The organism is Limnohabitans sp. (assembly GCF_031539105.1).
Lineage (GTDB): Bacteria > Pseudomonadota > Gammaproteobacteria > Burkholderiales > Burkholderiaceae_C > Limnohabitans.
On sequence record NZ_JAVKLM010000013.1, the window covers coordinates 46,374 to 70,358 of the forward strand.

28 protein-coding genes are annotated in these 23,985 nt (G+C 52.3%); 2 read left to right on the forward strand and 26 right to left on the reverse strand.

Translation table 11 applies throughout. From position 1 onward, the window contains the following. Window positions 1-113: 113 nt before the first annotated feature. Window positions 114-305 carry a hypothetical protein gene (locus tag RMR24_RS03565; protein WP_310613719.1) on the forward strand — a complete coding sequence of 64 codons (192 nt, stop codon included), beginning with the start codon at window positions 114-116 and terminating at the stop codon, window positions 303-305. An 881-nt stretch (window positions 306-1,186) separates the two neighbouring features. After that, window positions 1,187-1,486 (forward strand): hypothetical protein, encoded by a 300-nt coding sequence (locus RMR24_RS03570; protein ID WP_310613720.1) that lies wholly within the window; start codon window positions 1,187-1,189, stop codon window positions 1,484-1,486. Between the two features lie 47 nt (window positions 1,487-1,533). On the opposite strand, the gene RMR24_RS03575 is transcribed toward RMR24_RS03570, so the two are convergent. From RMR24_RS03575 to RMR24_RS03700, 26 genes are all read right to left on the reverse strand, one after another. Beyond that, complete coding sequence (locus RMR24_RS03575) at window positions 1,534-2,010, reverse strand: hypothetical protein (RefSeq protein ID WP_310613721.1); 477 nt, start codon at window positions 2,008-2,010, stop codon at window positions 1,534-1,536. After that, a complete protein-coding gene (locus RMR24_RS03580) occupies window positions 2,007-2,465 on the reverse strand; it encodes a DUF5675 family protein (RefSeq protein WP_310613722.1) in 459 nt (152 codons plus the stop codon). The genes RMR24_RS03575 and RMR24_RS03580 overlap by 4 nt, the downstream gene beginning before the upstream one ends. 2 nt (window positions 2,466-2,467) lie before the next feature. After that, a complete protein-coding gene (locus tag RMR24_RS03585; RefSeq protein WP_310613723.1) occupies window positions 2,468-2,788 on the reverse strand; it encodes a hypothetical protein in 321 nt (106 codons plus the stop codon). After that, window positions 2,785-3,192 (reverse strand): hypothetical protein, encoded by a 408-nt coding sequence (locus RMR24_RS03590; RefSeq protein ID WP_310613724.1) that lies wholly within the window; start codon window positions 3,190-3,192, stop codon window positions 2,785-2,787. The genes RMR24_RS03585 and RMR24_RS03590 overlap by 4 nt, the downstream gene beginning before the upstream one ends. Beyond that, entirely contained in the window at window positions 3,185-3,490 is a 306-nt protein-coding gene (locus tag RMR24_RS03595) for a hypothetical protein (RefSeq protein WP_310613725.1), read from the reverse strand. Before RMR24_RS03595 ends, RMR24_RS03590 begins: the two co-directional genes overlap by 8 nt. 11 nt (window positions 3,491-3,501) lie before the next feature. Beyond that, entirely contained in the window at window positions 3,502-4,071 is a 570-nt protein-coding gene (locus tag RMR24_RS03600; RefSeq protein WP_310613726.1) for a hypothetical protein, read from the reverse strand. Then, window positions 4,068-5,444, reverse strand: a complete 1,377-nt coding sequence (locus tag RMR24_RS03605) for a hypothetical protein (protein WP_310613727.1) — start codon at window positions 5,442-5,444, stop codon at window positions 4,068-4,070. Before RMR24_RS03605 ends, RMR24_RS03600 begins: the two co-directional genes overlap by 4 nt. Continuing rightward, the gene (locus tag RMR24_RS03610; RefSeq protein ID WP_310613728.1) at window positions 5,398-5,958 is read right to left on the reverse strand and encodes a hypothetical protein; all 561 of its coding nucleotides are present in this window, start codon (window positions 5,956-5,958) and stop codon (window positions 5,398-5,400) included. Before RMR24_RS03610 ends, RMR24_RS03605 begins: the two co-directional genes overlap by 47 nt. A gap of 14 nt (window positions 5,959-5,972) precedes the next feature. Beyond that, the gene (locus RMR24_RS03615) at window positions 5,973-9,212 is read right to left on the reverse strand and encodes a phage tail protein (RefSeq protein WP_310613729.1); all 3,240 of its coding nucleotides are present in this window, start codon (window positions 9,210-9,212) and stop codon (window positions 5,973-5,975) included. A 2-nt stretch (window positions 9,213-9,214) separates the two neighbouring features. After that, complete coding sequence (locus RMR24_RS03620) at window positions 9,215-9,655, reverse strand: hypothetical protein (RefSeq protein WP_310613730.1); 441 nt, start codon at window positions 9,653-9,655, stop codon at window positions 9,215-9,217. After that, window positions 9,652-10,554, reverse strand: a complete 903-nt coding sequence (locus RMR24_RS03625; protein ID WP_310613731.1) for a DUF2163 domain-containing protein — start codon at window positions 10,552-10,554, stop codon at window positions 9,652-9,654. The genes RMR24_RS03620 and RMR24_RS03625 overlap by 4 nt, the downstream gene beginning before the upstream one ends. After that, complete coding sequence (locus tag RMR24_RS03630) at window positions 10,551-11,153, reverse strand: DUF2460 domain-containing protein (RefSeq protein WP_310613732.1); 603 nt, start codon at window positions 11,151-11,153, stop codon at window positions 10,551-10,553. Before RMR24_RS03630 ends, RMR24_RS03625 begins: the two co-directional genes overlap by 4 nt. After that, a complete protein-coding gene (locus RMR24_RS03635; RefSeq protein WP_310613733.1) occupies window positions 11,150-13,564 on the reverse strand; it encodes a hypothetical protein in 2,415 nt (804 codons plus the stop codon). Before RMR24_RS03635 ends, RMR24_RS03630 begins: the two co-directional genes overlap by 4 nt. After that, entirely contained in the window at window positions 13,551-13,796 is a 246-nt protein-coding gene (locus RMR24_RS03640; RefSeq protein WP_310613734.1) for a hypothetical protein, read from the reverse strand. Before RMR24_RS03640 ends, RMR24_RS03635 begins: the two co-directional genes overlap by 14 nt. A 23-nt stretch (window positions 13,797-13,819) precedes the next feature. Next, window positions 13,820-14,200 (reverse strand): hypothetical protein, encoded by a 381-nt coding sequence (locus RMR24_RS03645; protein ID WP_310613735.1) that lies wholly within the window; start codon window positions 14,198-14,200, stop codon window positions 13,820-13,822. Window positions 14,201-14,204: 4 nt separating this feature from the next. After that, on the reverse strand, window positions 14,205-14,972 hold the full coding sequence (locus tag RMR24_RS03650) for a hypothetical protein (RefSeq protein ID WP_310613736.1): 768 nt from the start codon (window positions 14,970-14,972) through the stop codon (window positions 14,205-14,207). 30 nt (window positions 14,973-15,002) lie between these two features. Beyond that, window positions 15,003-15,428: a hypothetical protein gene (locus RMR24_RS03655; RefSeq protein WP_310613737.1), complete on the reverse strand. Its 426-nt coding sequence runs from the start codon at window positions 15,426-15,428 to the stop codon at window positions 15,003-15,005. A gap of 34 nt (window positions 15,429-15,462) precedes the next feature. Then, a complete protein-coding gene (locus RMR24_RS03660) occupies window positions 15,463-15,642 on the reverse strand; it encodes a hypothetical protein (protein ID WP_310613738.1) in 180 nt (59 codons plus the stop codon). Window positions 15,643-15,651: 9 nt separating this feature from the next. Continuing rightward, window positions 15,652-15,954 (reverse strand): hypothetical protein, encoded by a 303-nt coding sequence (locus tag RMR24_RS03665; RefSeq protein ID WP_310613739.1) that lies wholly within the window; start codon window positions 15,952-15,954, stop codon window positions 15,652-15,654. A gap of 66 nt (window positions 15,955-16,020) precedes the next feature. Then, window positions 16,021-16,410: a hypothetical protein gene (locus tag RMR24_RS03670; protein ID WP_310613740.1), complete on the reverse strand. Its 390-nt coding sequence runs from the start codon at window positions 16,408-16,410 to the stop codon at window positions 16,021-16,023. 68 nt (window positions 16,411-16,478) lie between these two features. Beyond that, on the reverse strand, window positions 16,479-18,572 hold the full coding sequence (locus RMR24_RS03675) for a phage major capsid protein (RefSeq protein WP_310613741.1): 2,094 nt from the start codon (window positions 18,570-18,572) through the stop codon (window positions 16,479-16,481). Between the two features lie 2 nt (window positions 18,573-18,574). Continuing rightward, a complete protein-coding gene (locus RMR24_RS03680) occupies window positions 18,575-20,218 on the reverse strand; it encodes a phage portal protein (protein ID WP_310613742.1) in 1,644 nt (547 codons plus the stop codon). Continuing rightward, window positions 20,215-20,802 (reverse strand): hypothetical protein, encoded by a 588-nt coding sequence (locus RMR24_RS03685; protein ID WP_310613743.1) that lies wholly within the window; start codon window positions 20,800-20,802, stop codon window positions 20,215-20,217. Before RMR24_RS03685 ends, RMR24_RS03680 begins: the two co-directional genes overlap by 4 nt. Before the next feature lie 5 nt (window positions 20,803-20,807). Next, the gene (locus tag RMR24_RS03690) at window positions 20,808-22,799 is read right to left on the reverse strand and encodes a phage terminase large subunit family protein (RefSeq protein WP_310613744.1); all 1,992 of its coding nucleotides are present in this window, start codon (window positions 22,797-22,799) and stop codon (window positions 20,808-20,810) included. A 55-nt stretch (window positions 22,800-22,854) separates the two neighbouring features. Then, window positions 22,855-23,373, reverse strand: coding sequence for a terminase small subunit (locus tag RMR24_RS03695; protein WP_310613745.1), 519 nt, complete (start codon window positions 23,371-23,373; stop codon window positions 22,855-22,857). 96 nt (window positions 23,374-23,469) lie between these two features. Then, on the reverse strand, window positions 23,470-23,985 hold a 516-nt coding region (locus RMR24_RS03700; protein ID WP_310613746.1), incomplete at its 5' end, for a hypothetical protein.

The window sequence follows — 23,985 nt, forward strand, 5'->3', positions numbered from 1 at the left end:
CACCTGAAAAATAATGCGCTCATTGCGCGCATTTGTGCTATAGTACATCCCATGGACAGCAGCAAAGCGGTCCACCGCCCCAGCGGCTTCTGGGTCTCAATCAGGAGAATGAAATGACAAAGACACTTACCCAATACGAAGTCCAAGCTGACCCCATCACAGGCGAGTGGATGACCGATCCAATGCGCGTAGGTGAGGTCACTGCATCGCAGTGGCATGCAAAGACAGACACTGAGAATTCCCACTTCGACACTTTTGAGCTTGACGGGATCACATGCGCTATCGAAGTGAAGTGGGCTGACTAATAAAAATCAGGGGCTACAGCCCCTTTTTCATATGACATTCAGAATTTATTTACGGCATCAAGACCAATCCGTAAGCGACAAGACCGTGACAGGAGACCCACAGGCCGCTATCGCAGCCTTCAAGTCTCTGACTGAGCGATCTGACCTTGACGGCACATCAATTCTCGCCGTGCTAAATCATGGTGGAAAGCCCATCGCACACCATCGCTTTGATGGTCTTGATCCGCAAAAGTGGTGGCGTGGGCGTACTGACAAGATTGATTTTTCAAAGGCTGCACCTTGACTATCGAATCTCCAAGCCCAGAAGAGATTCGCTTGGTGCGCAAGAAATTTCGCTTGACTCAGACTCAGGCAGCTCGGATCGTCTACTCTGCTCTGCGCACCTGGCAACAGTGGGAGGCTGGGGATCGACAAATGCACCCCGCCTTTTGGGAGCTATTTAGGATGAAATCGACCCTAATTGAGCACAAGTGATTTGACCACGGGCAACTTCAAAATCTAAATACCACCTAAAACAAACTATATAACTCTGCATAAATAGCATCTATTTGTTATTATCAATTAAATACTTAGATGCCAAAATTAGCGTCGATCTAAATATCATGCTTGATATAGGGCTGATATAGCAAAAGCCAATTGACTTTATGAGGTCAATTAAATCTTCTGATCGCCACTTAACCAACAAGCCATAAAATCAAAAAATGAAGAGAAAAATCATTTATAACCTCAGACTCATATCAGCCGCAGCGATGGCTGGATGCGCCATTGCGGGGGTTATCTTTGGCTGGATGGATTTGCCTTTTGACCCACGTATAGGCGGGGCTACTGTCGGTGCAATTTGGGCCACAGTCAAATTCCATTTGATCGCCTGATTTATCGCTATGGACTTTTCTGCTATTGATGGCAGCTGGGTAGACATTTGCTCGATCATTTCCGGATTTGTCTATATCTACTATCGAAGACGCTGCGAAAATCTCAATCCAAATGCGAAAAGATATAAATTAATATCTAAAAAGACCAGCTTAGATTTTGGCAGCGGTGTAGCCATTTTTCCTCTGCTAATCATGGTCGGGTCAGCAGTCTCTTCCGCACTACTTGACAGCCTAGTCGAATCAAGCTCCATCACTCTTGCAGTCGCTGGATTTTGCGGTGCAATCGCTATTCTCGAAGAAGACGCGTAGCAATACAAGTGCAAGCCGCCACCACTACCGAAGGAGTGGTGGGCTTTTCATTTAGGCCAAGCCTGTTGATACATCAGCGAATCGGCAGCGTGACCGTCTGCGTCGGAGGCGATGCGTTCAGCGACTTCTGCAAGCTCGTCAACGGCTTTACCAATTGCCGTGAGTAGCTCTCGCTCGGCTGCGCGGTCGACGGTGCAGGCATCTGCACTGGGCGCGGGCAAGTCTCTAGCCCGCTGGGCGAAAGCGTCCCGCATGCGCTCACGCTCAAGATGAGTGGCAGCAGCATAGGCTTGATTGATCGATGTAGTTTGCGTGCGTGCATTGATAGCTCCTGTCAGTTGTTCGGCTTGTCGTTGTTCGGTAGCACGAGCCTCTCGCTCGGCGGCGAGTTCGGCGGCTTGGTATTCGCGGTCGCGGCGGTCGTAGCCTTTTTGCTCGATGTGCTGCTCAAGCTGATACAAGCCCAGCGCAATGCCACCACATGTCAAAAGTGCAATCGTGATGCGTGTGAGTAGTGACGTCATGCCACCTCCGTGGTATTCAAAATTTCAAGTTGCACCACACGGTGCAAATCCCTCGCCTGCTTGACGATTTTTTTCACCTGCTCCACCGCTGGTCGGCTGGTGCCGCCCGTAATACCTGCTGCATTGATGGCTTGGCCAAGCAGCACGCAGCCCTCGGTGTCGGCCTCGGTATTGCCTGCGTGCATGCGCACACCTGAGTAGCCAGGCACATCATTGATGGTCAGCGTATCAGGACCAAAGCGTGGCGAGTTTTCCAGCGTGACGATGTAGGGCCGCTCGGTGAATGTGGTGCTGGGGATAGCCGTGGCCCCCTGCACTTTCCACACACTCACCGACTGGCTGCGCACCTCTCGCATGGCGTCTTCTAGGGTGTAGCAAACAAACACGCCATCTAAAAATAATTTTCCCCATGTGCGCAGTTCATTGGCATGGGTGCGTTGTAAGGTAAGTTTCATTGTCAGCCCTCTTTAATACGCGTGCGCACAATCAAAGTCGCAAAACCCAAAAGCACTGCGGTTTCGGCAATAGTTGGTGGCTCAAGTCGAAGCAGCGGAGCCTCAGCACTTTGCACACCACACAGCAAAAGCACAGGCGTGGCCAATGCACCGCCCGCGCCTATTGCAAGCAGCAGCCAAGCAAGGGCTTTGAGCCATTCAGTGACGCGCTCTCGGGCGTCTAGGCTGCATGCGCAGGGGTTGGTGCGCTCCAGCTTATTGAGCGCTTCGGCCAGCACGATAAAGCCCCCGATAAAGTGCAAAGTTTGAATGGTTGAGTTCACTTGGCACTCCCATCGTCAGCAACTGGTGCATCGCCGAGCTTTGAAATCACGCGTGCAAATACACGCTGGGCCCCACCGCCCACACCAAACGCCACACTCAGCAAGAGTGCGTCCGGTAGGCTAGCCATCAGCAATAACAGTGGCGTGAGGTAGCCTGCGGTAAGACTGCTGGCGATGGCGACAAACATGCGCTCAAGCGTGGTGGCCACCAAGTGTTGCCAGGTGTCCCCCTCGCTAGGCACGCTGTTGAGCAAGATGATGGCCACAAGTCCACCAAAAAAACCAGCCACTAGCACATCGGCGCGTAGACCTAATGGCACGCCAAATGCGGTGAGCATGGGCACTGAAATACCCGCAGCAGCATAGGTGGCCACCGCCGCTGTTGTTGAAGTTGGCTCAGCCATTCAATCTCCCCTCGCGTGCATTGGCAATGCAGTGCCCTTTGCCAAAGAAAAAATCAATAACAGGCGCAAGACAAAGCCCCCATCGCTTACCTGCTAAATAAGCTCTACCCGTGCGTGCAGAGATAGTGTCGGTTGGCTCACCGCCGAAGAGACTATTTCCCTGCTCATCTACTGATATAGCCATGTTGTGTGCACGTTGTGTGCTGCCAAACAAGGCCTGCAAAAGCATGGCTGACAGAAGAATCGGCATTAAGACTATGCAGACTAGGCAAAGAAAAATTGTTTGTATTCTTTTCATTTCTACCCCGCCTACGCTGGCCAAGTCAAAGCTGGAAGCTCTGATTCAATTTCTGAAAAACCCGATGGCATTGACCTTTGACCTGCCTGTACCTTTGCCAAAATGTCATAGGAAGCAGCCCAAGTAGCATCACGCAGATCAACGCAGCGCTGGCCTTCGACTTTAAATTTTGCAACTGCGCTTGTGGCATATGTACAAGCGCTCAATATGCCGTCGTAACCACGCTGCTTAGCAAAAGCATCCAGTCGCTGTTGGATTGCCTCCAGCATTTGCTCTTTCAACTGAGCTTTTGCACTGTCAATGCGCTGCTGTAAAACGCTGGCCGGAATATCACTTACCACCCACTGCTGTGTCCATACGCCGTTTTGCAATCGAGGTCCGCACTCATTCACAATTTGCGCGTCAGTGATGCTAGGCTTTGCAGACGTTGCGACATGCACCATCGAAAAACTCAGCAGGTCTTCATCACTCATCAAACTTAAATCAAGCGGGAAGCTCACGTGCTTGTAGGCATCTGTCCAGTTAAGGCATGGATACTCCAGCAGTTTGTTTTGCGTCACATCAATTTTTGCAAACATCATTTCTTTTCCTCGCTATAAGTGAAGTTGACGGTATAGGGCGGACTGGGCTTGGAATAGTTTGCATTTGTGTCAATAGCGCAGCACACCAAGCATTTACCAAGGCCATCAGCACGATCACCTAGTGCTGCTGTGTTATCGCCTGTTGCTCCAATATAAATATTTGATTCGGTAAAGACGGGTGCTTGAGTGATGCTTGGGAATCCAGTGGTCGAATCGTAAGAGGTCAGCCGAGAAAAAGTTAGGGTGTTGCACGTGCTTGCCGACATCAAGAAATAACGACCGTCGTCATAAAAAATGGAAAGCACTGAAGACGCAAAACTATCAGCCAAATACCAATCACCACGCCCATTGGAACTGCTGTTGATATACAAATTGCTGCCATTGCACAGAAAAAATACACCATTCAAAAACCGAAGGATGGCACCAGTGTTTACCGATAAATTAACACTCCCACCAAATGGATAGCTGGAGCGCTGCACCACCCTTAAATTTGAGCCATCACTAGAGTCATAGACGACGCCATCGCTGCCTATAGCAATAAGACAGCCATTGCCATAAGTGGTGCTGTCTATTTCTGTAATCGTCGTTGCAACCTCAGTCCACGAAAAGCCATTGGTCGTGCTGGACGCCACTTTGATACCAGAAGTATTTTTACTTCTCACCACCAAGGCGTCGCCAGCTGCATAAAAACCAAAGTTGAGATACTGAGGTTTGAAAGAATAGGCAAGAACCCAAGACACACCATCACCGCTTGAGAAGATTCCAACAGTGCCAAGAGGATCATTCGGTGCACCCGAAACGCGAGCCTGAACGTACCAAACATTTTTAAAATAAATAGCTTTAAATGGAAGCTGCCTGGTTGTATTAAAAACCCAATTTCCACCAATAACAGAAGCGCCAACTGAAATCCAAGCAATACCATCGATTGATCGAAATAATCCAACAGCTCTATCTGCGGCGATAAATACGCCACTGTTGAACTCTAGGCCTGCATAAGCAAACGATGACTTTCTAAGCGTCCAGCTCAACCCATCAGAACTTGAGTAAATCGCGCCTGAGGCAACTCCCACATAAATGCTATTACCGTAAACAATTCGAGCAAAATTTAAACTTAGTTTTGCAAACGTATTACCATCATTACTGACCCATGTGCAATCTCGCGAATAGGCAAACCAGCGGCCACCAAGTTGCACTATAGGACGTGATTGATCTACATAGTCATCTATGGTGGAAGTGGTCCCGCTTGTTGAGGACCAAAGATACCCAAGCGGAATTTTTTGTTTACCGCCGCTGCAAAGCCAGGCGTTTTTGACGATGTTATGCATATCAATAGTTTGTTTGCGATGCGCCAAACCAGTTTGCGCCACCATCATTCGTGAGGAATTGAAAAATATTTTTCTTATTGGACAGCAGGGTGGGCGCGACCGAGCTAGGCCATGAAACGCTTGAGGGCCAAGTGATGGCTGGACCGCCATTTAGCGATACAACCAATACAAAACCATAGGCCGTACCGGTTGGCACATTAGTGAATGAAAGCCCTGTTGAAGCCGAAATGGATTTTGTAAAGAAAATACCTTTTGAGCAGTCGATCGAGTTGCCCGTCACCGTATTCACCGTCGCCGTGGTCACCAAACTATTGATGGCAGAGGTGTCTACTTTGTTGGCGCTATCAAACAATACGTCTTCTGTGCCTGACGCATTGCGTTGCAGCAGCTTGACATTGCTGCCGCTCGATATGACCCAGCGGCGCATGCCTGTAATAAGGCCGCCCATGCCTGCGTAGTCGCCTGACCATAGTCGCGCAATATGTCCACGTACAGTCTGCCAAACCTCAGTCTGGTAACTACTCGTCCCATCCGGTTTACTTAAGTCATTTTGATCTGCCATCTACCCTCCAAATATTAATAGCCGCCAATTTGCAGCGACCCCATTCCACCCACACGGTTGTTAGATGCATCCCATGCCATCACATATACCTTGGCGGGTGTAGCAGGAGTCGCACTGTCATCGATGTACACGCTCCACCTCGCAATAGGCGACGCCCCACCCAGCGCAGCAGGGGTCGGCGAGAACACTGCTGTAACGACATCAAAGAAGTTTTTAGTGGTGGTGTACGCAGTGCCGCTGGCATCAGTACTTTGCAAAGTGATCGCTGCGAATTCGCTTTTCTCTTCGCTGCTCACCACCACATGCACACGCTGCAGCTTTACAAGGTCATCACCACCGACAGCGGTAACGCTGTAGGTCACCCGCACATAGCGGACTTGGGACACCTGTACCTCAGTGACACCCGAAGGGCCTGCTTTCCATGTACTGGCGTCTGCACTCCATTCAATCAGAACGGCGGGCAGCACTGATCCAACCAAGGTCATGCTTTGCACCGCTACCGACACCTTGGCGCTCGGCATCAACTTGCCAATATCGTGAAGCTCTACATAGCTACCGCTCAACGCTGATGGCTCAAAAACCAAGGGGTAGCCAGCTGCCACTTGTGCGTCGGTATTAGACCAAGCACGCGTTGAAAAATGGGTGCTCCATGTCTCGCCGTCAAGTACCGGTAAATAGATTGCGTCACCATCCACATACGCATTAGTCTTAGTACCTGTCCAGTTTTCATCCCACTCACTCGACAGCACAAAGTTGACAGGTAGGGTGACATTGACATCAAGAGGGGTCGGAACGCTTAAGTTGCCGGCCACATCCTCAGCCACCAAATAAATACGCTTAGCCCCTGCGCTTCTAAAAATCACCACATCGCTGCGCGAATCTGCACCAGCCTTACCATAAAGTGCACAGTCTTCAAGCGCTGCGCCAGAGGCGCCGGTATAGATGCTGTAGCTCTTGATAGGCTGGCTGGTCTTCGCATCATTCCAACCGAGTGCGACGGTATTGACCTGAGTATCTGAACGCAAGATGACCACAGGCGAAGGACCTGAAATGGCAAGGCTGCATGTGGCAGCAGTGGTGCTGTAGCTTAACGACGTATCACGGTGACGCGCCCACAAGGTGAGCGGTGAAGTCGCTAATTGCCAACTTAACAAATGCGATGCGCTAGCCTTGCGGGTAACAAACGTGCCAGCTTCCCATGAGACACCTATACGTAACTCAGTGTCTAAGTAATCTGCATCAAACGACTTATCCCATGTCACTAAGATACCGTTGTTTGCTACCGATATGCCCAAACCACTTACATCACTGGGGGGCTCATGCTGCAAAACGTAGGGGTATGCAATGACATCGGCTAAAGACTGGATGCTGCCGCCATATTCATTGAGAGATGTGAATTTGAAATAAACAATCTTGCTATTCCATCCGCGCGGCAATGTTTCTGTCTCAAAAATGTTATTGTCCACACGGACAAAACCAGCTCCAGCTTCGTACGCTTTGGCTGTACTGTTGAGCTGACCCCGGCGCAGACTGGCGAGCGTGTAAGTATTTGCCGCCTGAAGCGTAGATGCTTGGTAGCTCAAATACTCGCCACGGCCATTGGCACCCACCCAGCACAGCGTAGACCCACTATCAGCATCTACTGCAGAGCCTGAGAGCAACTGCCCGCCAACACCATGCAACACCGCAGAAAGACTGGTGCTGGTTGTATCAATAGATGTCTTAAGGTGACCATATCGAGCCCGCGTTTTAGTCTGTCCGAGCTGCCGGTAGTTATTTCCATCCACGCTCATCCACACAGCACAGCCGCCCCATGTGGCATCGGGGCCTGTAACGGCTATGCGCACCACAATCCCAATGCCCCCCTCATATTTAATAGGGCGCTGAAAAAAGATAGGTGGCGTTACATTTTTAGGTGCTGCGTTGTAGTTGCCTACAAACCCTGCCGATTTTTGAAATGCATAGGCAGCAGGTGTGAAGGCCGCCATAGGTGCGTCTTCAGCCTTGATCACAAACCGATCATCTTGGTCTTCAATTTCAATGATGCGCACCACCAACTTGTCTAGGCCAAGATAGCTGTCGGTGAGGGTCACGTAGTCCATGGGCTCAAGGCGTGCGTAGCGGGCGCCCAAGGTGAACTCGTAGGTGTTGCGCAAAGCAATTTCGCGTTGAAGAATTTGCTGTGCTACCAGACGCGCCACGTTGGCATCGGTGATGCCATTGAGTGTGATGCTATCTTTGGTACGCAGGCCCGAGCGAGCGATGCTTTCGTCGTCCTTGGCCTCACTGATAGCAGTGTTGTATTCACGATTGGCATCCGCGTATTGCACCTTGACGTGGTTGTAGGTGTCTGCCTCGCTTTTGCGGGTGACTTTGATGGGGTCTTCATCCTGACTGCTGATGAAGTCATCGTCGGTCAAGTTGTAGGCAGGTGTGGTGTTGGGAACATACGCACCCACGGCTGATGCGCCATAAGGTAAGAATTTCAACAGGCCTTCACTTGACACCAAGCCCACATTGCCAATCGTGGCCAAGTCATTCACCATGTCAGCACAGGCCGACAAGCTGGTGTAGACGGGACATGCATACAAGCCGACACCCGCAGCGTATGCCAATGCATCAGCTGTCGCCCCTATTGCACTAGCAGGCACGCCAGAGCGCTTGAGCAAATCAACCGCAATCGTCATAGGCGACGGGGTAGACCCAAACTGTGTGTTTTCTACTTCAACATTGTGGTTGGGTATTTGAGCGCCTTGATCTAGGGCATATCGCTGGGCATACAAGTAGCTGGTGCCACTATAGCCAATAGCTTGCGTAAGATGATCATGACCAGTTGACACTTGATACGAGTTACCGTCTTCATCAACTTGCGTGGTGTACGGCAAAGCACTCAAGTGTGACCATGTGGCCTGCCCTTGCTGGCCAGACATAAAGCCAATGCCCAATTTGCTCGATGCATCGGCTGCGCTGTATTTGCTTTTTCCTCGCCACACATTGATGAGCGACATAGGCCCCTGCCCAATGCTCGAGATAAGGCTGGCGTAGTAGTCATACGTGATGGTGTCCACGCCACCGCCTTTGCCACCGCCTTGGCTAGTGCTCTTTTCGACCGACTCGAAATCTCCGTACCACACCAAATTGACAGGTAGCCTGTTTCGGCCATAAAGCAAAGCCACGGGTGTACCTTCGGCACTTTGCTGAATGGGCACACCGCCAATGCGTGCCTCGGGAGTGATGCTTGAGTTGCCGCCCATGGTCAGTTAAAGAATGAAAAATATTGAACGACGCGGCTACCCAAAGGCGGCGCACAAGGGTCTGTCAGCACGACGCCAAGACCCATGTAGCTGTGCACAGACAAGCCCCCATCAACCAAGATGGCCGAGTGGCTGTAGGTGCGGCCAAATCGGTACAACGCCATATCGCCTACGCTGGGGGTGTCTACTGGGTGTGCATGCTCTAGCACGCCAGCCAAGTAGCGCTCCTCATCGCGGTGAAGCATCCAGTCGTTGGGGTAGTAGCCGGGGTCAAATGCCTCCATTAAGCCCACCGCGCTATACACAGCAATGAGAATTTGCAAGCAGTCCACACCCACGCCTTTGATGCGGGCCATGTGGTGGTAAGGCGTACCTAACCATGAGCGAGCCTCCACACAAATCTGTTGACGCAAGGCGGCAATATGAACGGGGGAATGCGTCATACAGGCACCGCCGTTTCTGCGGCTGGGATGAATGGGAAACCACCGTAATTAGCCTTGTTGGCATACACAAAGTCACACACCTGAATGGTCTTGTTGCAGCCCCATGTGACTTGAAAAGAATCACCCACCGCAATCTCTAAACCGGCAGGACGCAGCAACGTAGCTGTAGAACCAGACCACGTTTTCACAGGGTAAGTAAAACCAGAATTTTTTCCACTTGTAAACTTGAGTTGGCCGCCTTGCAACACAACTCCTAAAGAAATAGGCAACATGCTGGTGCCAAGGTTTGTAGCCCCTGAGTCAATAGATGTTTGAAACTCCCACCGCTGCGCGACCGACACCACGGTGCCGATACTCGTGTGTTTTGAAGCAGCGCAGCTAGTGTCATACAAGGTCCACGTGCACCCAGCTTGATACGAGCGCACAGGCTGCTGCGTGTTAAGTAGCTGCAAATGGTTGTTGACCTTGATTTCCAACTGCGAACGACCGCCTGACACATCGGCTACGGTGCCAGCAAAACGTGTGAGTACGCCCACCCAGCCGCTGGTCCAGTCGGCTGCATAGGCGCGGTACAAGCGCACAGTGGCACCATCTAGCCTGCCCGATACTGCCGCCTTGATGAGAGGCACAGAGCCAATGGTGACTGCATCATCTGCGGTCAGCGTGAGCGTGAGGCTGTCGACTTGCACACCAATGACCAACTTGATGTTGTTGCGCGTGATGAGCGGGCCCACACTGAACAGCGTGCGCACGCCTGCAATGTCTACTGCAACAGGCGCATCGGCACTGGTCCAGCGAATGACGGTGCCATCTTGCAGCGTAATGTCGTAGCAATCGACCACCACCAATTGGTCACTGGTAAGCAAAAGGCTGTTGAGCGCGGCTGAAGCGGTGATCATGTGCGGAGCTTGCAAGTGATGAAGCTCACCTGCCCTTTCCAAAGGTCTTTCATAAACTGCTCGGTGGCCAGTTCATCTTTATCAAACCGGCAACGCCACAGGTATGAGCCTGTCCAAGTCAGCACAGCGCCCAAGGCGGGGGCTGCTGTGAAGGTGACCGTACCCGCATTGGCATCGACCGTACAAGCGGCGGACACAGCGCCATTGATAAAAACAGTAGCCTCTGACGCACAAGCAGCTACTGGCTCGGACACTTGTGCGGCGTAGTTGCGGGCCAACCGAAAGACGGTGGTGACGCCATCGCCCACACCGAATGTTTGATTGACTGCAAGACTAAAAGCAGGATCGGGATCAGAAAACAAAAAGGTGTCAAACTGCCCACGCATGCGACCAAACAAGCCTGCGATTTGCTGCAAGTCGGTCTTGCTGCCTTCGCGCAAAAACTCGTAGCTGAGGTTGTATTTGTAGCGGGCATAGGCCCAATTGCTCAGGCGCACCTCTTGCCCGCTGGTGCTGGTTTGGACATGGGTGCTGTACAGGGCTGTGCGACCAATGGGCCACGACAAGCCGGGTAAGCTGGGGTACAACAAGTTGCTCATTTTTTACGGATGCCGTTGCGGTAGGCGGCGCTGAGGGCATTCACCAACGCGTTTTGATTGCCCATGAGGACACGTTGCACACTGGCGCCATCGAGCGCACTGACGTGCAGCGTGACATTGGGTGCAGACGCCTGCGATGACTGAGGGTTGTCGGCCATGTTGCGAATGACATCGGCGTGCTTGGCAGGCAAAATCATTTCGCGGGCATGGGTTTGCACAATGGGGTTGATGGTGGCGGGAATGTCATAGCCACCGGCGGCGCTGGCCGTGGGAGCAAAGCTCATGGCTGCGGAAAATGCAGCAGCACCAGCAGCAGGCGCCATGGCGGGGCCAACGATTGGGATGGCTGCCGTACTGGCTACGGCAGCGGCACCTGCGACACCCGCATTGGCCGTGACTTCGCTCAAGGCTTTGGCGATGCTGATGGCCTTGCCCTCCACGGCTTGCATCAACCATTGCGCAGCCATTTGGGCCAACGCACCCGTGACCGCCTGCGTGACCGCCTGCCACATGCCCGCATAAAAGTTCTTCATCGTGAGGCCGCCTTGCAGGCCTTTTTGAATGACGGAGGCAAAGCCGCTTTCCATCGACTTGTAGGCACCATCGACAAACTTCATTTTTTCGCGGGTGGCATCCATGTCGATGCCTTTCATGCGAGCTTGATGCTGACGCTCTAGCTCTTTGATTTGCAAATGAATTTGGCTGATTTGCGCAATGTTGCGGCCGGGGCCTGCTTCGGCGATTTGCAAGCGCTCTAGCAACGCGGCACGCTGAATGGCAGTACGCTTTTCTTCAAGCTGGCGTTGAGATTCAATTGCTTCTAAGTTACTGATGGCGTGCAAGTCACGGTCAAGCTGAATGCCCTGCCGCTCGATCTCCAAATCGATCAGCTGCATGTTGCGTTTGGACTCGGCCATTTGCATATCAATTTGCTTTTGCTGCTCAGCAGCTTGGCGATGAGCGATGACGATGTCTTTTTGAACGGCTTGGTACTCTTTGCTTTCTTCGCCATAGCGCTGCTTGACTACGGCGGCATGGCTTTCAAGAATTCCCAATCGGGCTGCAATGTTTTGTTTGAAGGCCGCTTCTTGCGCTTGAAAGCCTGCGACTTCAGCGTTGTATTTTTCTTGGTTGATGCTGAGTGCAAGGTCTGCGTATTTTTTGCGAATGGCCAAGTTGTCTGCACTGCCATCTTTGGTGAGCTTGATTTTTTCGCGCCAAAACTCAAGCTCGTCAGCTTTGCTCATTTGGCGAAATGAACCTTCTAAATTAGCCTCTTCTTGGATTTTTAATTTCTTTTCTGCAAGCTCCGCCTCAAATTGAGAGGTCTTTGTTGCATTCTTTTCTTTGAAATGCAAATCTGGGTTATCTGTGTTGATATCTTTCTCGGTAGACGTATCAATTTTGGGACGTTTACCCAATTTGGCATAAAGCTCCTCAAGCTGTGCCATATTTTTTTTGTGCTCTGCATCACGCGCAATTCCAAGAGCACGATAGTCATCAAGGTGCAGAGTGAATCTAGCCTTGATTTTTTGAAAGCTCGTTGAAATTTCGCTTGTCAACTCTTTGAAGCCAATGATGGTAGACTGGACAACCCACAAAATCCCTTCTAACCCTGCTGCAAAAAACCGCGCAGCACCTGCACCATCAGTATTTAGAAAAGTAGCGATTTTTAAGAAAACGGGCAACAACTCCTGTCCCATTTGTATTTGCATACTTTTAGTGACCAAACCAAGTTCACGCATCTGAATTTGATATTTCTTACCGGCCTCTACGCTCTCAGTACCAACGACCAAGCCTAGCTCCCGCGCTCGCTGTTCAGATGCCTGCATTTGTTCAGCAGTCAACTTCAAAATGGCCCGCACTTCGCCCCAGCCACGCCCATAAACTTGTTGCCCTGCAATGTTTTGCTCAATCGGGTTTTTCATCGCAGCCAACTTTGTGTTGACCTCACCCATTAACTCGGTCACGGGACGGTAGTGACCGCCAGAATCACGCACTTTGATGCCCAAGACCTCAAATGCCTGAGCGTTAGAAAAAACGTTTTTACTGAGCTTTTGTGAGGCAGCGGTATAAAGATCGGCATCAAGTCCGAGGCTATGAAGTGCTACTTTTAGAACACTGGCTTTTTCAGTTGTTAGGCCAAGCTGGTTTGCCATTTTTCCAACTGAAATATTCCACTCATTTGCACTGTCAATAAATTTTTTCAATGCGCCACCACCAGCAAGAACAGCAATGAATGCAGTCATGTGACCGTTGAGCAATTCAAAAGAACCAGTTATTTTTTTAAATTGCGCGTCAATCGTGGATGCGGTTTTTCCTGCGGCATCCGCCGCAGTTTCCATACCTTTGACGAAACCCGTGGCGTTAGCGTCAACGGTGTAACTGACTGTTTTTTCACTGTCTGCCATCTTTGTCTTTCAGGTATTGCTCAAAGGCGCTGTCATCGACTGCGGTGTGTTGACGCACAGGCACATGGCCCAGCTCTTGAACCAAGTCTTCAGGCGTGGTGTCGCCCTCGGCACTGGGAAGTGCGGGCGGCTTGTAGCCCAAGTACGCAGCAACCAAGCGACCAACCGGCGGCTCTTGCTGCCAGCGTGCATCGAGTGCACGCACAGTGGGAAGATCAACATGGTTGCGCACATGGGGCCACGTCCATCCGGTGTCTATGCAGATGCGGGCGATGAGGGCAGCCCAGTCAGTGCTGACGTCTGCACCGGCTGGGCTACTTGGTTTTTTGCCTCAGCCTGCGCTTTACGTTGCAGGCCTGAGACGTCAAGCAGCGCGGACAACACATCACCAAGCTGACTAACATCCAACAACTCCGAAAGTTCATCCACAGTCATGTTTGGATAATTTCGCAGCAAGGCCACATGTGTTGCCTCGGTAATGATGGAGATAGCCTGCGGATCAAGTGCAGACATTGCACTCAATTCGGATAGCTTGTGTTGCAAGCGCTGAAGAGCACCTAGCGTCAACGGCGGAATGGTGTAAACACGCTCGCCACCAAAATTGAATTCAACACCGGGGATGAGTTCTTGTGGCATGGCGTTACTCGCTGAAGCTCAAGGTGCACACAGCGCCGCTGACAGGGTCAGCAAAGGCCTCGATGTCGAAGTCACCCGCAGCAAAGTCGTCTTGCTTAGGGTCGAAGCCTAGCTTCTTGCTTGCACAAGTGGGGAAGCGGAATGTGGCTTGCTTGCCCATGTAACGCGCCGAGAAGTCCACACCAAAGACCGGCACCGTGCCCATGATGGGGTTGGTCAAGCTGATGGTTTTGGCGTTGGTGGCAGCCACGGTGTAGGTGTAGCTGATGTACACCACCTTGCCTGCATCAGCCGCCGCAAAGGTGTAGACACCAGCTGCGCTGACGCTGTATTGACCTGTGGCGGGTGCGCTGGCCACGACTTGCATAGGCAAACCATTGCTGTCGAGTACGCCGAGGTTGCGTGCATAGGTGCCAGAAGAAGGTGGCGTCACAGTCAACGTGTTTGGTGAGGCCGGAATGGCGGCACCAGTCAAATCTTCTTGGACAGCAGTGAGCGTACCGGTGGATAGAGCTTGACCAAAAAATAAGTCGTTGTAGATGCGACCGCTGATTTGAGCGAGCTTGGCCTTGATGCTGAGTTTCATCTTGCCACCCGCAACAGCCACAGCGAATGCTTGCTGACCGTAGAGCATTTTCAAATCACGCTCAAACGAAAAGCCTGTGTCTTGCAGTACACCAAACTTGATGGGCGTAGGGTTGGCGATGGTGTTGCCCAAGGCGTCGCTGGTGGCGGTGCCCCACAGGGTGCCGGTTCCGAAGTGTTGTTGCATGGTGTACCTCTTTAGGTTGGTGGTGAAAAATTAAAAGGGTTTGTCCAGCGCAAATGCACTGGAGGTGAAAGTGGCGCGGTAGGTCGCGGTCAAGGTCCCCGCAGTTTTGTCAGCCTCGACGGATTCAAATTCTTCGTTGGTGCGGCGCAAGACACACAGAGCACTGAGTGCTGAGCTGCTCATGAGCGCGGCATGCATAGGAACATCCACGACATCGGCGAGTTGGTCCCATGGGTCACCTCGCACAAAGATTTCGGCTTTAAAAGTGAAGGTGCTTTTGTCAAGGATGTCGCTGTGCCGTGTTCGCTCTGTTCCACCGGGGGTGATAACGATGGCAGGTGTTTTGTCACGGGTAATGCTGGTTTCACGCGAGCGAAAAACAGAAGCACCACCGGGTGCAGCACTGGTGAGTGCGGCATGAGTTGCTGCTAAAACTTGTTCGCGTAAAGATGGCATGGTTTGAATTAATGTGTTGACTTAATGTGCTGAGTTATGCAGATGCGTTGTCGCCAGTGGATTCGCTTTCGGGGGCATTGAGCGATTCAGCCAGCACCACGTCATGATTGCGATTGGCCGCAAACTCTTCACTGAGTTCGATGGTTTCGCCCTCGCCTTTGACTTGTCCGTCATGGTCAACAAAGCTGCCTTGAATGATTTTGTAAATTGGCATAAGAACCCCTTATTGCTTGGTTAAAACAAGTTGAAAAATAGCCCCGTCATCAAGCGCAACAACGTCACGCACGATGTAGGGAAGGCTTTGCACTAAGACCACCGATCCACCATCAATAAGCCCAAGGGAAATGTCAGTAGCGGCGACTTGCAGGGTGTAGTTGGTGTTTTGCACATTGACGCCACCCATGCCAAATGTGTCATCAGGTCTGTCAAAAATGCCTGAAAACGCATAGGCACCGCAGGCACAAGGGACTGCGAAGTCTCGGAAAAACTCCGACACGTTTGAAAAGTTGTTGAATGTGGTTGCCATGATGTTGAAGCTTTGATCTGCAAGCCACCCTCATGCATGAAGGTGGCTCACGCATCAAATCAGTGGTTACTTGTTTTGCTGCGCATTGGCTGCGGGTGCAGCATTGAGAGCTGGGGGTGCAGTATTGGTAGCGGCTGGCACTTGGCCGTTTTGCGCTGCTTGCATGCCTGCAAAGAAGGCTTGCATTTGACGCTGCACTTCAGCTTGCACTTGGGCACCCATGTCTTCAGCAACGACGCTGGACTTGGGATCAGGTACGTGCTTCGACGCTGCGAAAGCAACGGCTGATTTGTCAATCGGCTCAAGCTTGTGCAATTGATCGGCGGCTTGTTCTTCATTCAGGTCGACATATTTGCCGCCGTAGAAAGTCTGAGTTTGTGTTTGAAATTTGTCAGGAGAGATTTCAACTTGTTCACTGACTTCGACGACAAAACCATCACGGACTTGAAATTTCATGGTGTTCACCTAAAAAATATGTATTTCAGAAAAACCCTGCTGCAATATCAATGAAGCAGGGATGGGGCTTAGAAGCCAGGTGTGAGCGCATCAGTCATCACAGCGAATGAAGCGCCGTGACGCACACCGATGTCGCAGGTCTGCATGACGCGCAAGACAACATCACCGTTTTTGAATCCAGTGCTGTCGTAGGGGTTGACTGCGATTTCCATCACGCCCCACATACCGATCAGCAATTCCAACCAGTTGCCGTAAATCAATTCGGAACATTGGCCAGTGGACGTGCCCTTGCTCAATGCAGAGCGCAGCTGGTTACTCACGGCGTAGGGGTAACCACGCAGGGTGTCACCGGGAGCCTGAGCAATACCACCTTGTGGCATCCACAGGTATTGACCCGTGGTGGCTTTGAGTGTGCTGAGGTAGCCGAATGCTTTGCTGTTGATTGCAAAACCCAAGTTGGCTTGTGGTGCGTTAGCCAACCTAGGGCCGCTGTACATCTGGATGATGTGATCAAAGCTAAGGTTGGCACCGTTAGCGCCACCAATGATGCTGGAAACGCCCGATTGGTTGACGATGCCAGTGGGTTGACCACCAGCACCACTGCCACTCATGGCGGCCAAGTCAATGCCCAAGGCGCACTGAGCGAGCAAGTCTGCACGGGCCAACATTTCGATGGCGGGTGAGCTTTGCAACATCATCAAACGGCTGATGAGTGACCATGCTGTGATGGTTTTGGGTTTCAAGCTAACCTTGTCAAAAGTTGCTTCGCTTTCGCTACCAGCAGTGCTTTCACCCACCCAGCTCAAGTTAGCCGCACCGTTTTGACGCGGAATGTCAACGTTGCCAGTTAAGTCGGTCAGGTAACGCGCACCCAGCTGGGCGGTGACGCTTGCATTGCGCAGCACTTCGATGAAGTTGTCGGCCATCAAGTTTGTTGCGACCAAATTACCGCCTTGCGATGCTGTACCAACTTGATACGCAGCACGGGTTTGTTTTTTACCCATGACTTCGCTGTAAGTGCGAGCGTGTTTTTCATCGGGGGCAAAGGGCAGATCAGTAGGCATGAAGAAGCTATTTGCTTCAGCTTTGCCCATCCGTTTTGCCAAGGCTTGTGAGACTTCACGCTCGAAGCCCGCGGCTTGCCAATTGCCGTTGGTGAGGGCTTGTACGGCACGGATGAGGCTGTAGTTGCGCTTTTCTCTGTCAGTCATGTCAAGACCGTCACCGAGTGAGGCGACCGCGCCTTGTTGGCCCAACAGTCCATCGAGGACGATGCCACGAGCGGCAGCAATGTCCACGCCGGATGAGATCATCTCGTGGGTTTTTTCCATCGGCAAGTTATGCTTGCGGCACAGGGCGACGATGTCTGCGACGCGTTGACGCTCAACGGCAACGAGGTCGACAGGGGCAGCAGCAGCGGCACCGCTGCCACCGGCTGAGGTTTGCGTTTCGGCTGCGTTTTGCAGCACGTGGGCGCGTTTTGGATTCATGGTGGGTTCTCCAGTGGTTGAGGGTGCAGCGGGTGCTGCGGGGGTTGCTTGAGTTCGTTGTGCAGTTGTCTGCACAACGACCGGTTGCTCTTGGGTGTGGGCGCTGCGACCAACGCCCACGGTTTGGTCTGCAGGAATGCTGACCATGGACACTTCGTAGGCGAGCCATCGGGTGGCGGTGTAGATGGCGTCATCGTCGTAGTAGGGGTCTTCTTTTTCGCTGTCGATGCGGTATTTGTCGACGCGATACATGAAGCTGACGTTGCGCACGATGCCGTCAGCCACCAGACCCAACATTTCTTGACCGCGTGGTGTATTGGCAAAACGCACGATAGCGTGGCCACGTTTGTCAGGGCCAATCCATGCTTTCTCGACCACGCCCAAGATGTCATCCATGTTGTGGTTGAAGAGCATGGGTGCACCATCGTTGAGGCGCGAGAAGTCAGGTGCATCGGCGTCGTGACTAAGCACTTCGATACCGAACCAACGGGCTACGGGCTCTTCGCTGCTGAAGCTGATTTCTAGAGTGCGGGCATCGATGTCAAGACCGGGGACGGTGCGCTTGCCCGCGGCGTCAACAGCGGCACGAATAGCCAGAGTGATGCTGCGGGTTTGGGGCCCGAGGTTGTCGCCATCGTGCAGGCGGCGTTTGGTTGGGTCGGCAAGGGTCATGGTTACTCTCCAGTTGTGTCAGTGGCAATGCCATCCGTGGCACTGTCTTCATCGGTTGGGCTCGGGCCCCCGTCAGATTCAGGTTTGGCCTGAGACGCGCCCTTGTCGTTTGTTTGCGCTGGGTCCGTATCAAAGACAAGATCCAAATCAGCAGCAAGGTTGAGTTCGTTGCGACGCTCTTCCAAAATCTCTTCGATGTCTTCACCTTTACCGGCAAGGACGCGTGTTTGTGTGGTGATGCCGCTGCGAATGGCAGCCTTGGCGGCCATGACTTCTTTGAGTGGGTCGACCCAATCCCAGCCACGGGTTTGCCAGCGGACAAGTTGATAAGCCTCAGTGTTTTGTTCGTAGCCGCGCAGTTGCAAGGCGCCCGAGAGAACAGCTAAATCGAGCCATGCTTCGTAGACGTGCTGATGAAAAGTGCGCACCAACCAAGCCTGCAAAACGCGCCAGTTGTCACGGTCATCGAGCAAAGCCAAGCGGCCACTGCTGTAAGTGGTTTGGCTGTAGTCACGGCTCAAACTTTCGTAGCTGATGCCTGTACCAGCGGCCACACTGCGCAGCATGTAGCGCATGAATGGGTCTAGTGCTCCATTGGGACGTGATGGATTGAAACCAGAGAAGGTTTCGCCAGGTCCGAGTTCTTTGATGATGCCGGGGGACATATCGAACACTTTTTCGTTGTCGACTACATCGTCGCTGTCCATCGCACCACCCGGCATATCAGGCGTTTCACTCTCAGGAGACTGGACAAAACCCATGATGCTTGCGCTTGCGCGCGCAGCCACAATCTCAGCCTCTTCATAGCCGCCCATGTGGCGCAGCTTGATGAGCACGCTGTGCAACCATGGGACACAGCGGGTTTGGGTGGGACGCTCAAAAAGACCGATGTGCAAAATTTCAGACGCTGGCACCCGCAACCAGTCATTGCTTGGGGCGCTGGATGCAAACGAGAAGTCACCGGGATGGCGCGGATAGAACCAGTAAGCAACTGGGCGCTGCCACTTGTCCACCTCGACGCCCATGCGAACTTCATTGCCGTCGTTGGTACGACCACTCCAGTTGTCTACAAGTTGATCAGCTTCAATCAATTCAAGCGCCATAGGCACATTGCTTTTGGCAAAGCGTTGACGAATGATGCGCACCAGAATTTCGCCAGCTTCGGCAACGCCACGCATCACACAACGCTCTAAGTCTTCAAATGACATGCGCCCGGCGGTGTGGCAGTTTTCAGCACGACTCCATTTGGCCCATGCTTTTTTAATGGCCGCATTGGTGACTGCATCTTCTTTGCCACTAGCCAACTTGACCAAGGGCTGTAGACCAATGCCACGGCCCACAACGTTGTTGGGGATGATGCGCTTGATGGCGTTGGCTGCATACTCGTTATCACGTACCAACTGGCGGCTGCGGTTGCGCAATGGACGTAACCCGGTGTACAGCTCGCTGTCAGCACTGGTGCCGTTAGCTACCCAGTCAGCAACGGTGCGACCCATTTGCGCGCCTGCATAGCTGCGGCGTTGGAGGTTGGAGGCCAAGCGTTTGTGCTCAGGGCCATGGGCTTTGCGCCATTGCTCCAATACGATGCTGCCCTTGACGGCTACGCGTTCAGCATTGAACCAAGATGATTGTTGAGCGAGTTTCATTTAAAACGTACTCCCACGCGACCTGAATTGCCTTGACCTGTCGCCAGCTGCTGGGCACGACGCTCGTTGCTGATGATGGTGAGGTAGTGCGAACGCAGTTTGATCAGTTCGGCAGTCGGCTCGCGTTTCAAACTGCGGTTGCCAATGCTGTACTCGACAGAGACACCGCCATCGACACGCGCTTTGATTTCGTTGTTGATGGCCGCGTAAATTTGTTCGGCCTGACTGCGACCATCGAATGCCGTGTTTGCAGCCATGGCTGCAAGGTTCGGACTAACAAACAATTGACCACTGCCAACGGTGCACCGTTGTTGCAGGTCAAGGGACTGCGCCCATGCTTGCCAGTACCAAGTAAGGCGCGTAGCCCCCGTGTTGAGTGCCGCTGACTGTGCTGGAGACAACTGAAAGTTCCAACCACCGCCAGATGCTGCGCCTAATACATCCACATTGCCCGCAGGCAAACTGCCACGCAACGAGTAGGTGAGTTTCCAGTTGGCAGAGGTGATTGACCCAAGAGCACTGATGAACGAGACCTCGGTCCATGACACGCTATCGCCCGCAATAATTTTGTTTGGAATTGACATAGGCGTTACCAGTTATTAGTGCTCCAACCACCATGACGCTTAGGCGCTTTGACGCGGCGCTTGATGGGTGTTGGCTTGGGTGCAGGTGTCTGCACAGGTGCAAGTGCGGCGGTTTCGTGTTGGTCAAGCACAGGGGTGTCCGCTCCCATCTCTTCATCTTGCGACGACGACTCTGCTGAGGTATCTGTGGGTGCTTCTGTTTGTTCTGGCAGGTCACTCAAAAAGGTGTGCTGACGCAGTCTTGCTTCAAAGGCCGCCCAGTGCGCCGGACGCATCAAGTTTGTTTTGAGACTTCGTGCTGCATGTAGGGCGTAGACTTCACAGTCGAGCGCTTCATTGCGCTTGCCTGCTTTTTTCATCCACACTTTTTTGTTCTTTACAGATCTGTGTGGAGCCTTAACCTCGCTCACCAGCTGGTCCCAATAGTCAGCACGTACAGTGGCATACCAATGCAACCGTCCCGGACCTGAGCCATTGAGTTTTAAGCGGTTTTCAATGATGGTGTCTTTGGCTCGGCTGGTGCCGACCATGAAGACTTGCAAACCAAACTTTTGTGCCTTGTTCTTTTTGTTGAGATCAACTGTGCGAGGTGAGGTGAAAATTTCTCGACGGTCATCGGTGGTTTCACTGTGACCTTTGATGGCCATGTACTTCTTGGCCCGGCGTTGACGTACGTAGGCATAGACACTTTCAGTGGCTGCACCGTCCGAGCTATCAACGCTGACAGCACCGATACGCAAGGTGGCACCAGTGGCATGTTTGAAGTTGCCATCGAGCAGCTTGTCTAGATCCAGCCATGCGCCCGCATTGGCGACCAAGGTGCTGCCAAAAATTTCACCCCAATAAACCAGCCAGCTTTCTTCACCAACACCCCATGCTCGGATAACGACAGCTAAACGGTCATGCTGCACGTCAACGCCAGCGGTCAGGATGAAGCCGCCTGCAGGAACAGTTAACTCTTCGTAGGCTTCCGCGCGGCGACGCAGGTCATCTGCTTCGGGGGTGTCAGTCTTGTATTCGTAGGGCTCGCCGAGCGTGCTGTTTGTGAATGCAATGATGCTGCCAGGCTCGCCTTGCGAAAGCTCGTATTGAGCAACCAAATACTTTTCAACCAATCGGGTGAGTGATGATTCTTTGAAGGGGCTGTAAAGCTCATTCAGATAGAAACCAGCAACACCTCTGAATGTGTCGGTCGCACGCCAGCCATATCCGAGTGACTCTGCATTACGAATGTTTTTGACCTTGTGGGCGTCCGTCCAAAGCGAGCCGCAATGCGGGCACACATACGCAGCAGTTTCAGGCTGGGCTGTGCCATAAATCGTGTGGCTCGTTTGGGCATCACTTTGCCACTTCACGTTATCCCAGCTCAGTGGATGGGCTTCGCCGCAATCGTGACAAGGCACTTCAAAGATACGCTTGTCGCTGACTTCCATCTCAGCATCGATGCTGGAAACGCCTTTGATGCTCGGTGTACCACCGACCAATATTTTGTGATCGTGAAAGGTTTTGACACGCTCTTCAGCCAACTTAATTGCGTCGCCCTGCCCCTTGATGTTCAAGTTGCAATCGTCGGGCTCTTCCACAATCATGCGTTTGAATGGTGTGGACTTCACTCCGCCCATGCTGTTACTACCGAAGAGTTTTAGAAAACCACCAGCAAAGCGTTTGCGGTTTTGCGTGTTGTCGAGCGTGCGAGTTTTGACATTTACTAAATCGTTCAAGACCGGTGACGCTTCAATCATCGGCAACAACTTCTCGACGTTGTAATCTTTCGCCGTCTGATCGCGAGGGAACATCAAACCAATTGGCGCTGGATCAATATGAATCGTGTAACCGAGGTAGTTGTTCACCACACCATCGGTCCATCCAATCTGGGCGCTTTTGCGACACACCACTTTGCGAATGCTGCGATCGTTGATGCACTCAAGAATCCCCCGCAGGTAGGGGGTGATCGTCAGGCTGTAGCGTCCGGGTAACGCGGTGACATCACCACTCAAAAACCTATAACGTTCAGCCCACTGTGCTACCGAAATTTTTGGAGGTGGCGCAAACTTAGAGCACACTTTCTTTAGCAGACGATGAAGCGCTCTCGGCACTGTCATCGTCTGCACTTGGGTCGTAGGTGCTGAGTTTGCGTAGGAATTCATCAAACGTTTCTGCGAGTAGATCGCGCTTGGCGTCCACGCTCTCCATCGTGTTCAACAGGTGAGTCAACCGATCCGGCTCTTGGCGTAGATAGCTTTTTGCAGCGGCGACCATTGAGGTCCATGCTGGTTCGATTTGTTCAACAGGGACAAGTAAGCCACGCTTGGTCAGAAGGTCCAACTCAACCATGTCACCTTGCATCCGAGCCAATCGATCACGCGCCGTTTCTTTTGCATTGGCCTTGTTCAACTCGCGTTGAATCATCCAGTCGATCACTTGCTTGGTTTCGTATGTGTGCGACTGACCTTTTCGTTCAGCACGCACTTCAATTGGCAATCCTTGCTCTTGCCATTCGGTCAACGTCACATGACTCACACCGAGGATTTCTTCAAGCTGAGATTTGTTTACCTTCACAGCCACCCCCATCAGTCAAAGTAAGAAAGTCAGCGAGGACCAAACATCTAGCGAAATTTCGCGGTCTTCGTGCCCGCTGTAGGAGCCTTCAAAAAAGGACCCGCCGATTTATTCGGTGGGCACGGCCTTGGACTGGAGACGCTTCTGCAACCAAGAGTGCTCGTGCTGCAAGATGAAAGGGAATCGCTCGTTGATCAACTGAATCAACGCTTGCTCGACAGCTTTGTTTGCCAGTGCATCGGGGATGCTTGGCCCCCACAGCTTACGAATGGGTAACGCGCTCCACTGAGTCTTGCCACCCTTGACTACCTTCTTGTGCTTGGCATTAGACTCGCGCACGAATACTTGCTGTCCACCCCTAGTTGTATTGGCAATGAATGCGTGGGCAATTACTTTGCGACCGTTCAACACATCGACCGATACACCTGCACCCACTTGGCGTGCGTTGTATTTGATCAAGGGAATTGGCCGCCCACTGGCTACAGCATCAGCTCTTAATTGCCCACCATTTGCGCGGTTGACTTTGATTGCAGCTTTTATGTCCGCCGCCTTGAGCTTGTAGCCAGCGCCCCGCACTTCACGTGAGGCCCTGACTTTCACTTGGTCAATCATTCGATTGAGAGC

Excerpts from the sequence above, each read along its gene's own strand:
- RMR24_RS03590 (WP_310613724.1), bottom strand. The coding sequence starts at position 3,192 with ATGGCTGAGCCAACTTCAACAACAGCGGCGGTGGCCACCTATGCTGCT.
- RMR24_RS03570 (WP_310613720.1), top strand. The coding sequence starts at position 1,187 with ATGGACTTTTCTGCTATTGATGGCAGCTGGGTAGACATTTGCTCGATC.
- RMR24_RS03625 (WP_310613731.1), bottom strand. The coding sequence starts at position 10,554 with ATGATCACCGCTTCAGCCGCGCTCAACAGCCTTTTGCTTACCAGTGAC.
- RMR24_RS03580 (WP_310613722.1), bottom strand. The coding sequence starts at position 2,465 with ATGAAACTTACCTTACAACGCACCCATGCCAATGAACTGCGCACATGG.
- RMR24_RS03650 (WP_310613736.1), bottom strand. The coding sequence starts at position 14,972 with ATGCAACAACACTTCGGAACCGGCACCCTGTGGGGCACCGCCACCAGC.
- RMR24_RS03680 (WP_310613742.1), bottom strand. The coding sequence starts at position 20,218 with ATGAAACTCGCTCAACAATCATCTTGGTTCAATGCTGAACGCGTAGCC.
- RMR24_RS03670 (WP_310613740.1), bottom strand. The coding sequence starts at position 16,410 with ATGAAATTTCAAGTCCGTGATGGTTTTGTCGTCGAAGTCAGTGAACAA.
- RMR24_RS03615 (WP_310613729.1), bottom strand. The coding sequence starts at position 9,212 with ATGGGCGGCAACTCAAGCATCACTCCCGAGGCACGCATTGGCGGTGTG.
- RMR24_RS03645 (WP_310613735.1), bottom strand. The coding sequence starts at position 14,200 with ATGCCACAAGAACTCATCCCCGGTGTTGAATTCAATTTTGGTGGCGAG.
- RMR24_RS03620 (WP_310613730.1), bottom strand. The coding sequence starts at position 9,655 with ATGACGCATTCCCCCGTTCATATTGCCGCCTTGCGTCAACAGATTTGT.
- RMR24_RS03575 (WP_310613721.1), bottom strand. The coding sequence starts at position 2,010 with ATGACGTCACTACTCACACGCATCACGATTGCACTTTTGACATGTGGT.
- RMR24_RS03600 (WP_310613726.1), bottom strand. The coding sequence starts at position 4,071 with ATGATGTTTGCAAAAATTGATGTGACGCAAAACAAACTGCTGGAGTAT.
- RMR24_RS03635 (WP_310613733.1), bottom strand. The coding sequence starts at position 13,564 with ATGGCAGACAGTGAAAAAACAGTCAGTTACACCGTTGACGCTAACGCC.
- RMR24_RS03685 (WP_310613743.1), bottom strand. The coding sequence starts at position 20,802 with ATGTCAATTCCAAACAAAATTATTGCGGGCGATAGCGTGTCATGGACC.
- RMR24_RS03595 (WP_310613725.1), bottom strand. The coding sequence starts at position 3,490 with ATGAAAAGAATACAAACAATTTTTCTTTGCCTAGTCTGCATAGTCTTA.
- RMR24_RS03675 (WP_310613741.1), bottom strand. The coding sequence starts at position 18,572 with ATGACCCTTGCCGACCCAACCAAACGCCGCCTGCACGATGGCGACAAC.
- RMR24_RS03630 (WP_310613732.1), bottom strand. The coding sequence starts at position 11,153 with ATGAGCAACTTGTTGTACCCCAGCTTACCCGGCTTGTCGTGGCCCATT.
- RMR24_RS03610 (WP_310613728.1), bottom strand. The coding sequence starts at position 5,958 with ATGGCAGATCAAAATGACTTAAGTAAACCGGATGGGACGAGTAGTTAC.
- RMR24_RS03565 (WP_310613719.1), top strand. The coding sequence starts at position 114 with ATGACAAAGACACTTACCCAATACGAAGTCCAAGCTGACCCCATCACA.
- RMR24_RS03665 (WP_310613739.1), bottom strand. The coding sequence starts at position 15,954 with ATGGCAACCACATTCAACAACTTTTCAAACGTGTCGGAGTTTTTCCGA.
- RMR24_RS03660 (WP_310613738.1), bottom strand. The coding sequence starts at position 15,642 with ATGCCAATTTACAAAATCATTCAAGGCAGCTTTGTTGACCATGACGGA.
- RMR24_RS03695 (WP_310613745.1), bottom strand. The coding sequence starts at position 23,373 with ATGGGGGTGGCTGTGAAGGTAAACAAATCTCAGCTTGAAGAAATCCTC.
- RMR24_RS03655 (WP_310613737.1), bottom strand. The coding sequence starts at position 15,428 with ATGCCATCTTTACGCGAACAAGTTTTAGCAGCAACTCATGCCGCACTC.
- RMR24_RS03605 (WP_310613727.1), bottom strand. The coding sequence starts at position 5,444 with ATGATGGTGGCGCAAACTGGTTTGGCGCATCGCAAACAAACTATTGAT.